The following is a 13488-nucleotide window of genomic DNA, read 5'->3' on the forward strand; positions in this document are numbered from 1 at the left end:
GGTTAAACGGTTACTTACCGCGCACCAGCGGCAGGTTTTCTCCGCTCCAGCCGGCAATGCCGTCTTTCAGCATAGTCACCTTTTCAAAACCGGCCTTGCTCAGGTTCTCCGCCGGCTCGCGGGAGGCGGTGCCGTTGGCGCACACGACGATGATCGGCTGCGCTTTGTGTTTTTCCAGCTCGCCCAGGCTGCCGTTTTTGATTTCGCTGGCGGTCAGGTTGATGGCGTTGGCCAGGTGACCACGGCGGAAATCGTCGCGGCTGCGGGTGTCGACCACCACGGCTTCTTCTTTGTTGATCAGGCGAATGGCTTCACCGCGGGCGATCTCTTTGACCTTGGAGAAACGGCTTTTGAAGGTCATGACGATCACGGCGACCAGCAGAGCGATCCAAGCCAGGCTCAGAATAGGGTGTCTGCTTACGAATGGCATAATTTCTTGCAGCATGGGGTGTAACAACTCCCGTCAGTTAAGGGATAAATAAGTCAAGGTTCCAGAGTATACCTGCCGAGTGCGGCAAATACAGCCAATAAGCAAGCGCGATTGTAGAAACTGCGGGCTGCGCTGAGAAATTCCCGAGGTCAGAGCATAAAAGCCCGCGCGATTCGCCGCAACCTTGATCTCTTTGGGCTATTTATCGCCGGCGGCGGTGTAAAATCAGCCGGTTTTTCGAGGGCGAATAGCCATGCTTGCGGCGGGCGCATGGCTATTCGCAGCTTAAAAAGTTCATAAGAGGTCAATGCAATGTCGAACAACAAAAAACCGATGGTCCTGGTGATCCTGGACGGTTACGGCCACCGTGAAGAGCGACAGGACAACGCGATCCTGAACGCCGGCACCCCGGTGATGGATCGTCTGTGGCGGGAGCAGCCGCATACGCTGATCGCCGCCTCCGGGCTGGATGTCGGCCTGCCCGATGGGCAAATGGGCAACTCCGAAGTCGGCCACGTCAATCTGGGCGCCGGGCGCATCGTGTACCAGGATCTGACCCGGCTGGACAAAGCGATCGCCGACGGCGACTTCTTCACCAACCCGGTGCTGACCGCCGCCGTCGATAAGGCCGTAGCGGCCGGCAAGGCGGTGCATATCATGGGTCTGCTGTCGCCGGGCGGCGTGCACAGCCATGACGAGCACATCCTGGCCATGATCAAGCTGGCCACCCAACGCGGCGCCAAAGCCATTTATCTGCATGCCTTCCTTGATGGGCGCGACACGCCGCCGCGCAGCGCCGAAGCCCCGCTGCAACGCTGCCGCGACGCCTTCGCCGCATTGGGCGTCGGGCGCATCGCCTCGCTGATCGGCCGCTACTACGCGATGGACCGCGACAACCGCTGGGATCGCGTGCAGCTGGCCTATGACCTGCTGACCGCAGCCAAAGGCGATTCCGTGGCCGAGGATGCGATCGCCGGCCTGCAGGCTGCTTATCAGCGCGGTGAAAACGACGAGTTCGTCAGACCGACCGTGATCCGCGCCGCCGGTGAGGCCGATGCCGCAATGCAGGACGGCGACGCGTTGATCTTCATGAACTTCCGCGCCGACCGCGCGCGCCAGATCACCCGCGCTTTCGTGAACGCCGACTTCGACGGTTTCCCGCGCGCCAAGCAGGTGCAGTTCGGCGATTTCGTGATGCTGACCGAATACGCCGCCGACATCGCGACCGCCTGCGCCTATCCGCCGGCGCCGCTGGCCAACACCTTCGGCGAATGGTTGATGAAGCACGACAAAACCCAGTTGCGCATCTCGGAAACCGAAAAATACGCCCACGTCACCTTCTTCTATAACGGCGGCGTGGAAGCGCCGTTCAAGGGCGAAGACCGCGTGCTGGTCAACTCGCCACAGGTCGCCACCTATGATCTGCAGCCGGAGATGAGCGCCGCCGAGCTGACCGACAAGCTGCTGAGCGCCATCCGCAGCGGCAAATACGACGCCATCATCTGCAACTACCCGAACGGCGACATGGTGGGGCATACCGGCGTGTATGAAGCAGCGGTCAAAGCGGTGGAAACGCTGGACGCCTGCATCGCTCAGGTGGTTGACGCGGTGCGCGACGTCGACGGCCAACTGCTGATCACCGCCGATCACGGCAACGCCGAGCAGATGCGCGATCCGGCCACCGGCCAGGCGCACACCGCCCACACCAGCCTGCCGGTGCCGCTGATTTACGTCGGCAAACCGGCGCGCGCGGTCGAAGGCGGCAAGCTTTCGGACATCGCGCCAACCCTGTTAACGCTGATGGGAATGGAAATCCCGCAAGAGATGACTGGTAAGCCGCTGTTCATCGTGGAATAATCCTTCTCCATGAGGGAGAAGGCGTTTTTTGCACTATCAAGGGTAACCCGAAGCGCAAACGCAGGCAGCCGGCCGCTGCCTGAACGCACCGCGCCAAGGACGTTCACCGCCATGTGCGCCAGCGTATTTTGCGCTGGCGTCTTGCTGTTGCCGCTCGCCGGCCAGGCGGCGGAAGACAATAAATCCCAGCTGAAAGACATCCAGCAGAGCATCGCCGAGAAAGAAAAAGCGGTGAAGCAGCAGCAACAGCAGCGCAGCTCGCTGCAGGATCAGCTGCGTCAACAGGAAAAAACCATCGCCCAGGCCAGCCGCCAGTTGCGCGACACCCAGGGCACGCTCACCCAGTTGGGCAAGGACATTTCCGGCCTGAACGCCTCGATAGCCAAACTGCAAAAACAGCAATCGACCCAGCAAAACCTCCTCGCCAAACAGCTCGACGCCGCCTTCCGGCAAGGGCAGCACAGCGCCGTGCAGCTGATCCTCAGCGGTGAAGAAAGCCAGCGCAGCGAACGTATTCTGGCCTATTTCGGTTATCTGAACGAAGCGCGCCAGAAAACCATCGAAGAGCTGAAACAGACCCGCGCCGAGCTGGCGAAGCAAAAAACCACGCTGGTGGCCAAACAGGGCCAGCAAAAATCCTTACTGAGCGAACAACAGACGCAGCAGCAGAAGCTGGAGCAGGCGCGCGGCGCCCGCAAGAAAACGCTGACCGCGCTGGAAGCCTCGCTGGAAAAAGACCAACAACGCCTGGTGGAACTGCGCCAAAACGAAGCCCGCATGCGCGACAAGATCGCCCGAGCGGAGCGCGAAGCCCGTGCGCGCGCCGAACGCGAAGCGCGTGAAGCGGCCAAGGTGCGCGAACAGGTGCGCATCAAGGAACAGCAGGCGAAGAAAACCGGCACCACCTACAAACCTAGCGAAGCCGATCGCTCGCTGATGGCGCGAACCGGCGGCCTCGGTCGTCCGGCCGGCCAGCTGATGTGGCCGGTGCGCGGCCGCACGCTGCACGGCTTTGGCGAGCAGCAGCAGGGCGAGCTACGCTGGAAAGGCATGGTGATCGAAGCCCGCGAAGGCAGCGAAGTGAAAGCCGTCGCCGATGGCCGCGTGCTGCTGGCCGACTGGCTGCAAGGCTATGGCCTGATGGTGGTGGTCGAACACGGTAAAGGCGACATGAGCGTGTACGGCTACAACCAAAGCGCGTTGGTCAACGTCGGGGCGCAGGTGCGCGCTGGCCAGCCGATCGCTCTGGTCGGCACCAGCGGCGGCCAGGGAACGCCGTCGCTCTATTTCGAAATCCGTCGTCAGGGACAGGCGGTTAACCCACTGCCGTGGTTGGGAAGATAGATTTGCGTTATGTCAAAACCCGTACAGCTTTGTTAATCGGCTGTCTGCTGCAGGTTTACGCTGCGCAGGCAGGAAAACTCTCCATCGTCATCGATGACGTGGGCTACCGCCCTCACGAAGAAAACGCGGTGCTGCAAATGCCGACGGCGATCTCGGTCGCAGTCTTGCCCAACGCGCCGCATGCCCGCCTGATGGCCACCCGCGCCCACAGCCAGGGCCGCGAAGTCTTGATCCACATGCCGATGGCGCCGCTCAGCAAGCAGCCGCTGGAACGCGATACCCTGCAGCCTTCCATGAGCAGCGACGAGATCCAGCGCATCATCCGCAACGCGGTGAACAACGTGCCCTACGCGGTCGGCATGAACAACCACATGGGCAGCGCCATGACCTCCAGCCTGCCGGGCATGCAGAAAGTGATGCAGGCGCTCGAAAGCTATCGTCTGTATTTCCTCGACAGCATGACCATCGGCAGCAGCCAGGCGACCCGCGCCGCGGCCGGCACCGGCGTGAAAGTGATCAAACGCAGGGTGTTCCTCGACGATACCGCGAACGAAGCCGATATCCGCCGCCAGTTCAACCGCGCGGTCGAATTGGCGCGGCGCAACGGTTCCGCCATCGCCATCGGCCACCCGCGCCCGGCGACGGTGAAAGTGCTGCAGCAGATGCTGCCGTCGCTGCCCGCCGATATCGTGCTGGTCAAACCGAGCGCGCTGCTGAACGAACCGCAGGGCAACGGCGGTGGCAGCTACGTTCCGCCGCCGGTCAAACCGCAAAAACCGCAGCCGAAGAACCCGTTCAGCGGCGGCATCAAGCAGTGCAAGGTCAAACCGCCGAAGGAAAAAGCCAACGCCGGCACCGCGCTGGGCGTTATCGCCGACAGCATTGCCACCTCGCCGCCGGTGACCTTCATCAAGCGTCATTGGCAGCACTGGACACAAACCAAACCGCAAGCATAAAAAAAGGGCCGGAATTCCGGCCCTTTTCACGCCTGCCGAGATCAATCCCAGCTCAGCACCACTTTGCCCGACTTGCCGGAGCGCATGGCGTCGAAGCCCTGCTGGAACTCGTCGATCGAGAAACGGTGGGTGATGATCGGGGTCAAATCCAGGCCGGACTGGATCAGCGCCGCCATCTTGTACCAGGTCTCGAACATTTCACGGCCGTAAATCCCTTTGATAAACAGCCCTTTGAAGATGACCTGATTCCAGTCGATCGACATATCCGAAGGCGGAATGCCCAGCATGGCGATGCGCCCGCCGTGGTTCATCGCATTGAGCAGCGTGCGGAACGCCGGCGGCGCGCCGGACATTTCCAGGCCGACGTCGAACCCTTCGGTCATGCCCAGTTCGGCCATCACGTCGCTGAGGTTTTCCTTGCTGACGTTCACCGCACGGGTCACGCCCATCTTGCGCGCCAGTTCCAGGCGGTATTCGTTAACGTCGGTGATCACCACATGGCGGGCGCCGACGTGTTTGCACACCGCCGCCGCCATGATGCCGATCGGGCCGGCGCCGGACACCAGCACGTCTTCCCCAACCAGATCGAACGACAGCGCGGTATGCACCGCGTTACCGAACGGATCAAAGATCGAAGCCAGTTCGTCGGAGATGTTATCCGGGATCTTGAAGGCGTTGAACGCCGGGATCACCAGGTATTCCGCGAAGCTGCCCGGGCGGTTCACGCCCACGCCGACGGTGTTGCGGCACAGGTGCGTGCGGCCGCCGCGGCAGTTGCGGCAGTGGCCGCAGGTGATATGGCCTTCGCCGGACACGCGATCGCCGATGTTGAAGCCTTTGACTTCCTGACCGATCGCCACCACTTCGCCCACGTATTCATGGCCGACCACCATCGGAACCGGAATGGTCTTTTGCGACCACTCGTCCCAGTTGTAGATATGCACATCGGTGCCGCAGATCGCGGTTTTGCGGATTTTGATCATGATGTCGTTGTGGCCCAGCTCCGGCTGAGGCACGTCGGTCATCCAAATCCCTTCTTCCGCTTTCAGTTTTGACAGTGCTTTCATGGTTTTACCTTATGCAATAACGCCAAGATCCTTACCGATACGTGTAAACGCCGCCACTGCGCGTTCGATTTGCTCCGGGGTGTGGTCGGCGGACATCTGGGTGCGGATGCGCGCCTGGCCTTTCGGCACCACCGGATAGAAGAAACCGGTCACATAGATGCCTTCCTTGAGCAACGCATTGGCGAATTCCTGCGCCAACTTCGCCTCACCCAGCATCACCGGGATGATGGCGTGATCGGCGCCGGCCAACGTGAAGCCGGCGGCGGTCATTTTTTCGCGGAACAGACGCGCATTGGCCCACAGGCGATCGCGCAGGGCATCGCCCTCTTCCAGCAGTTCCAGCACTTTGATCGACGCGGCGACGATCGCCGGCGCCAGCGAGTTGGAGAACAGGTACGGGCGCGAACGCTGGCGCAGCCACTCCACCACTTCTTTCTTGGCGGCGGTGTAGCCGCCGGACGCGCCGCCCAGCGCTTTGCCTAACGTACCGGTGATGATATCGACGCGGCCCATCACTTCGCAGTATTCATGGGTGCCGCGCCCGTTGGCGCCGACAAAGCCCACCGCGTGAGAGTCATCCACCATCACCAGCGCCTGGTATTCGTCCGCCAGATCGCAAACCCCTTTCAGGTTGGCGATCACGCCGTCCATAGAGAAGACGCCGTCGGTGGCGATCAGGATGTGACGCGCGCCGTCGGCTTTGGCCTGCTTCAGCTGCGCGGCCAGCTCGGTCATGTCGTTATTGGCATAGCGATAGCGCTTGGCCTTGCACAGGCGCACGCCGTCGATGATCGACGCGTGGTTCAGCGCATCGGAGATAATGGCGTCTTCCGGGCCGAGCAGGGTTTCGAACAGCCCGCCGTTGGCGTCGAAGCAAGAGGAGTACAGGATCGCGTCTTCCATGCCCAAAAAGGCCGCCAGTTTCTGTTCCAGCTGCTTGTGGCTGTCCTGGGTGCCGCAGATGAAGCGCACCGACGCCATGCCGAAACCGTGGCTGTCCATGCCCGACTTGGCGGCGGCGATCAGCGCCGGGTGGTTGGCCAGGCCCAGGTAGTTATTGGCGCAGAAGTTGATCACATGGCTGCCGTCGGCGACGGCGATATCCGCCTGTTGCGCGGAGGTGATGATGCGTTCTTCCTTGAACAGCCCTTCACTGCGCGTGGCGGCAAGCTGTTGTTCCAACTGCTGATAAAAAGACGCTGACATTCGGTTATCTCCAGGATTGGGCTATTTGCGGCATATTTTACTGATTTGTAACCAAACTGACGAGAATGCGCGGGAGAGAATATTAAAATTGCAGCAGATATCACGGCAAACGGCGGACTTCAATGGCAATGCGGGATATTCGGAGCCCTTCCGCTGTTTGCCGCGGCATGAAATGCTATTATAACCGCCATTGAGCGTGGGGCATTGTGCCCCGCCAGGCAGCTTAGCAGGGGTAACCCAATGATTATCGTCACAGGCGGCGCCGGCATGATCGGCAGCAACATCATTAAGGCACTGAACGACAAGGGATATCGCGATATCCTGGTGGTGGATAACCTGAAAGACGGCACCAAGTTCGTCAACCTGGTCGATCTGGACATCGCCGACTATATCGATAAAGAAGACTTTATCGCCAGCATCGTGGCCGGCGACGATCTGGGCGATATCGAAGCGGTGTTCCACGAAGGCGCCTGCTCCGCGACCACCGAGTGGGACGGCAAGTACATGATGGACAATAACTATCAGTACTCCAAAGACCTGCTGCACTACTGCCTGGATCGCGAAATCCCGTTCTTGTATGCCTCCTCCGCCGCCACTTACGGCGGCCGCGAAGAGTTCATCGAAGAGCGTGAGTATGAAGCGCCGCTCAACGTTTACGGCTACTCCAAATTCCTGTTCGATCAGTACGTGCGCGAGATCCTGCCGGAAGCGGACTCGCAGATCTGCGGCTTCCGCTACTTCAACGTTTATGGCCCGCGCGAAGGCCACAAAGGCAGCATGGCCAGCGTCGCCTTCCACCTGAATACCCAGATCAACCGCGGCGAAAACCCGAAACTGTTCGCCGGCAGCGAAAACTTCAAGCGTGACTTCATCTACGTCGGCGACGTGGCGGCGGTTAACCTGTGGTTCTGGGAAACCGGCAAATCCGGCATCTTCAACTGCGGCACCGGCCGAGCGGAAACCTTCCAGGCGGTAGCCGACGCGGTGGTGGACTTCCACCAGAAAGGCGCTGTGGAATACATCGAGTTCCCGGAGAAGCTGAAAGGCCGCTATCAGGCGTACACCCAGGCCGATCTGACCAAGCTGCGCGCGGCCGGCTACGACGCACCGTTCAAAACGGTCGCCGAAGGCGTGAAAGAGTACATGGCCTGGTTGAACCGCACCGCATAAGCTGAAGGAATTAACGCTGGGTATGAAAATACTGGTTATCGGCCCTTCTTGGGTTGGCGACATGATGATGTCGCAAAGTCTCTATCGCACCCTGAAGGCCGAATACCCGTCGGCGGAGATCGATGTGATGGCGCCGGCCTGGTGTCGCCCGTTGCTGGCGCGCATGCCGGAAGTCAATCAGGCGCTGGCGATGCCGCTGGGCCACGGCGCGCTGGGGCTCGGCGAGCGCCGCCGCCTGGGACGCGCTCTGCGCGCCAACCGTTACGATCGCGCTTATGTTCTGCCCAACTCGTTCAAATCCGCGCTGGTGCCTTTCTTCGCCGATATCCCGCAGCGCACCGGCTGGCGGGGCGAAATGCGCTACGGCCTGCTGAACGACGTCCGCGTGCTCGACAAGGCCGCCTTCCCGCTGATGGTGCAGCGCTATGTGGCGCTGGCCTATGACAAAGGCCGCGTTCAGCGCGCCGACGATCTGCCGCAGCCGCTGCTGTGGCCGCGGCTGCAGGTGAGCGACGAAGAGATCGCCGACACCACCGCGGCCTTTAACCTGACCGACAGCCGCCCGATCGTCGGCTTCTGCCCAGGCGCGGAGTTCGGCCCCGCCAAGCGCTGGCCGCACTATCACTACGCGGCGCTGGCTCAACGGCTGATCGAGAGCGGCTATCAAATCGCGCTGTTCGGTTCGGCGAAAGACCATGAGGCCGGCGAACAGATCCGCGCCGCATTGCAGGAAGACGCGCGCGATTTCTGCCTTAATCTGGCCGGGAAAACCCAGCTGGAGCAAGCAGTTATCCTGATCGCAGCCTGCCGGGCGGTGGTCAGCAACGACTCCGGTTTAATGCACGTTGCCGCAGCGTTGAACAAACCGCTGATAGCCTTGTACGGGCCAAGCAGCCCCGACTTCACACCGCCGCTTTCCGACAAGGCGCGGGTCATTCGCCTGATCAGCGGCTACCACAAGGTGCGTAAGGGCGATGCCGAGCAGGGATACCACCAAAGTTTGATCGATATTCAGCCGCAGCAAGTGTTGGATGCGCTGACGCCGTTACTTGTCGCCAGCGAGGAATAGTCATGCAGGTGTTAATTGTAAAAACCTCCTCGATGGGGGACGTGCTGCATACGCTGCCCGCCCTGACCGACGCGCTGCAGGCCATTCCCGATATCCGCTTCGACTGGGTGGTGGAAGAAGGCTTCAGCCAAATCCCCACCTGGCACCCGGCGGTAGATCGCGTGATCCCGGTGGCCATTCGCCGCTGGCGAAAAAACTGGTTCGGCAACGATACTCGGCAACAGCGCTGCGACTTCAAGCGCGCGCTGCAAGAACGCCGTTACGACGTGGTGATCGACGCGCAGGGCCTGATCAAAAGCGCCGCGCTGATCACGCGCATCGCTAAAGGCAACAAACATGGCCCGGACTGCAAGAGCGCGCGCGAGCCGTTCGCCAGCTGGTTCTACAATGTGCGCCATGAGGTAGACAAACAGCAGCACGCGGTGGAACGCACGCGCGAACTGTTCGCCAAAAGCCTCGGCTACGATAAACCGGGCAGCTACGGCGATTACGCCATCGCCGCACGCTTTCTCAGCCGCCCGCCGGCCGATGCCGGGCAGTATTTGGTGTTTCTGCACGCGACGACCCGTGACGATAAGCATTGGCCGGAGCAAAACTGGCGTGAGCTGATCGCGCTGGCGGCGGACAGCGGGCTGAAGATCAAACTGCCGTGGGGCGCAGAGCATGAACATCAGCGCGCGCTGCGCTTGGCGGAAGGTTTTCCACATGTCGAGGTGCTGCCGAAACTCAGCCTGCAGCAGGTGGCCGAGGTGCTGGCCGGCGCCAGGGGTGTGATCTCGGTCGACACCGGGCTCAGCCATTTGACCGCCGCGCTCGACAAACCGAACATCACGCTGTTCGGGCCGACCGATCCCGGCCTGATCGGCGGTTACGGGCAAAATCAGCACTCGCTGATTTCGCCGGAAAAAAGCATGGCGACAATCGACGCCGATACGGCATGGCAGGCGCTGCAAAAGGTTATAGCATGAAAAAACTGCACATTATCAACCTGGGTAAAATGGGCGGCGTCGAGCGCCTGTTCCTGCAGTACATCAACGATACCACCGACGGCAGCAACCAGGTCCTGTGCATCAGCGGCGACATTGGCGAAGAGATCCGCCGCCAGTTGCCGGCGCATCAGCCCGTCACCTTCGCCAACCGCCTGATCAATGCGTTGCCGTTGCGTTGCCCGCAGTTCCTGCGCAAATTTTTGCTGAAATGGAAAATTGAACGGGCGAACGCCGACGTGGTGATCGTCTGGGACCTGGTGCCGGGGCTGGCGGCCAAACCCAAGCGCGGCAAGCTGGTTTACTACGATCACGGCTGCTCCTGGCGTTACCCCAAGAATAAAAAGACGCTGCGTTTCTTCGCCATGCTGGACGGCGTGATTTCCGCCTCACACGCGTCGAAGCGGGTGATGGAGCTGCGCTTTAATCTGCCTTGCCCAAATCACGTGGTGATCAACCGCATCAAGACGCCGGCGGGGATCGACGCTGCGCCGAAAACGCTGTCGCAGCCGGTCAGGATCGGCACTGCCTCACGCCTGGTCAGCCTGAAAGGCATCAGCGTTTCATTATTGATGATGCAGGAACTGCTGCGGCGCGGGCATGACGTCACGCTGGAAGTGGCCGGCAAAGGGCCGGATCGCGAGGCGTTCGAGGCGCTGGCGGCACGGCTTCAGCTCGGCGATCGCGTCACCTTCAGCGGTTATCAGGATGACGTCGCCGGCTTCTTCAATCGCACGCACATCTACATGAGCACGCCGATCACCGAGCCGTTCGGCTTGTCCTGCATGGAATCGCTCTATTTCGGCGTGCCGGTCATCTTCCCGCAGGTCGACGGCCAGCCGGAAGCGGTCAGGGACGGGGTCTGCGGCCTTGGCCTGACGCCGTCGGTCACCATCGAACAACACCGGCAGCTCACCGATATCGAGGTCGACTTCCCGCATGAGGTCTACGATCCGCAGACCGACAGCCTGGTGGCGCCCAAGCTGCTGTCGCATATCGACTGTGCGGATGCCGTTGAGAAATTGCTGGAGCGAGAAACCTACCAGACTCTGAGCCGAAATGCGCAGCGCTATCCTGCGGAGCATTTCAACTATGCTCAGTTCAAAGTTGAGTTCGACGACACGCTGCGCTCCTTCATCGCTTAATTAAAACGTGAGCCGGAAAACACGCCCAATGTTAAAACACAGAACACCGCACCCTGCCTTCAGCTATTTAATCTATCTGGGGTGCGCCATCGCTTTTTGCACCATTCCTTTCGGTTCCGCGACCGGACGCAATCTGTTTTATGTTTCCAGCTACATCGCCTTTATCGCCGTTTGCCTGTATCCGCGCTATTACCTCAGCAACGTTAAAAATCTGCTGTTGCCGGCGCTGATGTTCAGCGTCGGCATGGGGACCATCCTCTGGATGCACCACTTCAAACAGCCGGGTGAATACATCAACATTTACCGCTCTTATATGTCGACCGGTAAACTCCAACTGGCAACCGCCTTCATCCTGCTGATTGCGCTTAATGAGCGGTTGTGCGTGCAGCGCCTGCTCGTTGTCGTGGCCCTCATTACCGGTCTGGCGGTCAACGGTTATTCACTCTATCAGGGGCTGCGGCTGGATATTCCGCGCGTGGAGCTCAACTTCGATCGCGCCACGGTCGTTGCCTACCTGATGACCGCCATCGATCTGGTGATGATGCAAGCCATCCTGATGCTGCGCACCCGCTACCGTCTGGTGTTGTACATTGCGGCGTTCCTGCTGTCCTTCTCTGCGCTGGTGCTCACCGGCACGCGCGCGGCCATGTTGGTTTACCCGGTGGCGGTTTGTCTGTCGCTGCTGGCGACCAAGCATCTGGTATCCAGAAAACACAAGTTTTTGCTGGTCTCCTCGGTGCCATTATTGCTGCTCATCTGCGGATTCGTCTTTAAAGCGCAGATTGAACAACGCATTGCCGACTTCAAAACCAACATGCAACTGATCGATAAACCTGAGATAGATAACTCGATCATTTCCCGGCTGTCGATGCAAACGCTGGCATGGCGTACCGGTTCACAAGCCCCTTGGGGCCAATCCGCCGAACAACGCGGTGAAGAGATCCGCGCCATCGTCGCGCAGCAGCCACATCTGTACGGCGTCATGCCCTACATCAACGTCCACCTGCACAACGAACTGCTGGAAACCTACTCGCTCAAGGGCGTCTGGGGGACGTTGCTGTTGCTGGCGCTGTATATCGGCCTGTTCTGCTCTTCATTCCGGCCGCAGCGCAACGCGCTGTTGCTGAGCGTCAGCGCCAGCCTGTTCGTTTACGGCCTGAGCGACGTCATCTTCTTCAGCACGGAAGGCACCGTCATGTTCTGCCTGGCGCTGATCGCCGCCGTGCTCTCCGTGGCGAAACAGCCTTCCGCTCAGGAGCAAACCGCGTGAAGACACAGCCACCGCTGCTCAGCGTTATCGTGCCGTTTTACAATAACGAAGCGTTCGTCATCGCTGCGCTGGATTCGTTATTTGTACAGATTAGCGACGATATCGAAGTGGTGATCATCGACGATGGCTCTACCGATGCGTCAGGGGCGCTGGTCAGCCACTATCTGGCGCAGCGGCGGCACCCGCGCGCGGTCCTTACTTCGCAGGCCAACGGCGGCATTGCGCACGCCCGCAACGTCGGCCTACAGCAGGCCACCGGGCGCTATATCACCTTTCTCGACGGAGACGATCTGCTGAGCGACGACTATCTGGCGATCCTGCGCCCCCTGCTGATCGCCGGTGAATATGACCTGATCGATTTTAATTATCAGAAGTTCACCGGGCATCCGCCGACAGCGGATAAACGCGCAATGCAGCCCGTAGCCTACGACTTTTCACAGTTGGGGCTCGGCTGCCTGCAACCGCTGTTTGCACGTTCGATGTGGCATCTCTGGAGCCGGGTATATAAACGCACGCTGCTGGAAGGGGAGGCGTTCGAAGACGGCAGGCGCTACGAAGACGTGATTTTCACGCCTTTTCAGTATTTCAAAACTCGCCGCATCGCCCATCTTGACTGCGAACTCTACTTCTATCGGGACAACAGCCAGGGCATCACCCGCAATATCAAACCCAAAGATATTGAAGATCTGCTGTTCGCCATGGAGAAGATGCTGCGTTTTGTGGCGCAGCATCCCGGGGATGAGCCGCTGCGCCGGTTAGCCGCCCTGATGCTGGCCAACTGCTTTTCCGAGGTGAAAAGCATGTCGAAGGCGGTATACGGCTATTACCATTACGCACCGGCAACGCTGCATATCCTGCGCCGCGCCGCCGCTGTCTGCCGCAACAGCGACGTGCCGGGCAAAAAAGTCCGCCAGATGCGCTATGCGCGAGTAGATACCTTTCTTTCGAAGCTGCGCGGGCGCAGGCCGCACTAATCGCATCGGCCGGG

Annotated in this window: 12 protein-coding genes; 9 read left to right on the forward strand and 3 right to left on the reverse strand. The window is 60.4% G+C overall.

Features of this window, described 5'->3' with window-relative positions; genetic code table 11:
• Positions 1-10: 10 nt before the first annotated feature.
• Positions 11-445, reverse strand: coding sequence for a rhodanese-like domain-containing protein (locus MMS95_RS08450; protein ID WP_015379424.1), 435 nt, complete (start codon positions 443-445; stop codon positions 11-13).
• A gap of 297 nt (positions 446-742) precedes the next feature.
• Between MMS95_RS08450 and gpmM the strand changes: the two genes are divergently transcribed.
• From gpmM to MMS95_RS08465, 3 genes are read left to right on the forward strand one after another with little or no spacing between them, the layout of a single operon-like run.
• Positions 743-2287 carry a 2,3-bisphosphoglycerate-independent phosphoglycerate mutase gene (gene gpmM / locus MMS95_RS08455; RefSeq protein WP_242141568.1) on the forward strand — a complete coding sequence of 515 codons (1545 nt, stop codon included), beginning with the start codon at positions 743-745 and terminating at the stop codon, positions 2285-2287.
• 9 nt (positions 2288-2296) lie between these two features.
• The gene (envC, locus tag MMS95_RS08460) at positions 2297-3631 is read left to right on the forward strand and encodes a murein hydrolase activator EnvC (protein WP_028128084.1); all 1335 of its coding nucleotides are present in this window, start codon (positions 2297-2299) and stop codon (positions 3629-3631) included.
• Between the two features lie 2 nt (positions 3632-3633).
• On the forward strand, positions 3634-4587 hold the full coding sequence (locus tag MMS95_RS08465; protein WP_015379426.1) for a divergent polysaccharide deacetylase family protein: 954 nt from the start codon (positions 3634-3636) through the stop codon (positions 4585-4587).
• 41 nt (positions 4588-4628) lie between these two features.
• On the opposite strand, the gene tdh is transcribed toward MMS95_RS08465, so the two are convergent.
• Together tdh and kbl are read right to left on the reverse strand one after the other, a co-directional pair.
• A complete protein-coding gene (gene tdh, locus MMS95_RS08470; protein WP_004931152.1) occupies positions 4629-5654 on the reverse strand; it encodes an L-threonine 3-dehydrogenase in 1026 nt (341 codons plus the stop codon).
• A gap of 9 nt (positions 5655-5663) precedes the next feature.
• Positions 5664-6860 (reverse strand): glycine C-acetyltransferase, encoded by a 1197-nt coding sequence (gene kbl, locus MMS95_RS08475; RefSeq protein WP_004931154.1) that lies wholly within the window; start codon positions 6858-6860, stop codon positions 5664-5666.
• Positions 6861-7100: 240 nt separating this feature from the next.
• Between kbl and rfaD the strand changes: the two genes are divergently transcribed.
• From rfaD to MMS95_RS08505, 6 genes are read left to right on the forward strand one after another with little or no spacing between them, the layout of a single operon-like run.
• Positions 7101-8030, forward strand: coding sequence for an ADP-glyceromanno-heptose 6-epimerase (gene rfaD, locus MMS95_RS08480; RefSeq protein ID WP_016929696.1), 930 nt, complete (start codon positions 7101-7103; stop codon positions 8028-8030).
• Between the two features lie 22 nt (positions 8031-8052).
• Positions 8053-9099 carry an ADP-heptose--LPS heptosyltransferase RfaF gene (gene rfaF, locus MMS95_RS08485; protein WP_242141569.1) on the forward strand — a complete coding sequence of 349 codons (1047 nt, stop codon included), beginning with the start codon at positions 8053-8055 and terminating at the stop codon, positions 9097-9099.
• 2 nt (positions 9100-9101) lie between these two features.
• Positions 9102-10067, forward strand: a complete 966-nt coding sequence (rfaC, locus tag MMS95_RS08490; RefSeq protein ID WP_004931160.1) for a lipopolysaccharide heptosyltransferase RfaC — start codon at positions 9102-9104, stop codon at positions 10065-10067.
• A complete protein-coding gene (locus tag MMS95_RS08495) occupies positions 10064-11230 on the forward strand; it encodes a glycosyltransferase (RefSeq protein WP_242141570.1) in 1167 nt (388 codons plus the stop codon). The genes rfaC and MMS95_RS08495 overlap by 4 nt, the downstream gene beginning before the upstream one ends.
• A gap of 28 nt (positions 11231-11258) precedes the next feature.
• Positions 11259-12500, forward strand: coding sequence for an O-antigen ligase family protein (locus MMS95_RS08500; RefSeq protein ID WP_044030121.1), 1242 nt, complete (start codon positions 11259-11261; stop codon positions 12498-12500).
• Positions 12497-13474 (forward strand): glycosyltransferase, encoded by a 978-nt coding sequence (locus MMS95_RS08505; RefSeq protein WP_171404626.1) that lies wholly within the window; start codon positions 12497-12499, stop codon positions 13472-13474. The genes MMS95_RS08500 and MMS95_RS08505 overlap by 4 nt, the downstream gene beginning before the upstream one ends.
• Positions 13475-13488 lie beyond the last annotated feature (14 nt).

The organism is Serratia sp. PGPR-27 (assembly GCF_022678525.1).
GTDB lineage: Bacteria > Pseudomonadota > Gammaproteobacteria > Enterobacterales > Enterobacteriaceae > Serratia > Serratia nematodiphila.

Bases quoted from the DNA above. Each gene is read 5' to 3' on its own strand.
- MMS95_RS08450 (WP_015379424.1), bottom strand. From the start codon at position 445: ATGCTGCAAGAAATTATGCCATTCGTAAGCAGACACCCTATTCTGAGC.
- gpmM (WP_242141568.1), top strand. From the start codon at position 743: ATGTCGAACAACAAAAAACCGATGGTCCTGGTGATCCTGGACGGTTAC.
- envC (WP_028128084.1), top strand. From the start codon at position 2,297: ATGAGGGAGAAGGCGTTTTTTGCACTATCAAGGGTAACCCGAAGCGCA.
- tdh (WP_004931152.1), bottom strand. From the start codon at position 5,654: ATGAAAGCACTGTCAAAACTGAAAGCGGAAGAAGGGATTTGGATGACC.
- kbl (WP_004931154.1), bottom strand. From the start codon at position 6,860: ATGTCAGCGTCTTTTTATCAGCAGTTGGAACAACAGCTTGCCGCCACG.
- rfaD (WP_016929696.1), top strand. From the start codon at position 7,101: ATGATTATCGTCACAGGCGGCGCCGGCATGATCGGCAGCAACATCATT.
- rfaF (WP_242141569.1), top strand. From the start codon at position 8,053: ATGAAAATACTGGTTATCGGCCCTTCTTGGGTTGGCGACATGATGATG.
- rfaC (WP_004931160.1), top strand. From the start codon at position 9,102: ATGCAGGTGTTAATTGTAAAAACCTCCTCGATGGGGGACGTGCTGCAT.
- MMS95_RS08495 (WP_242141570.1), top strand. From the start codon at position 10,064: ATGAAAAAACTGCACATTATCAACCTGGGTAAAATGGGCGGCGTCGAG.
- MMS95_RS08500 (WP_044030121.1), top strand. From the start codon at position 11,259: ATGTTAAAACACAGAACACCGCACCCTGCCTTCAGCTATTTAATCTAT.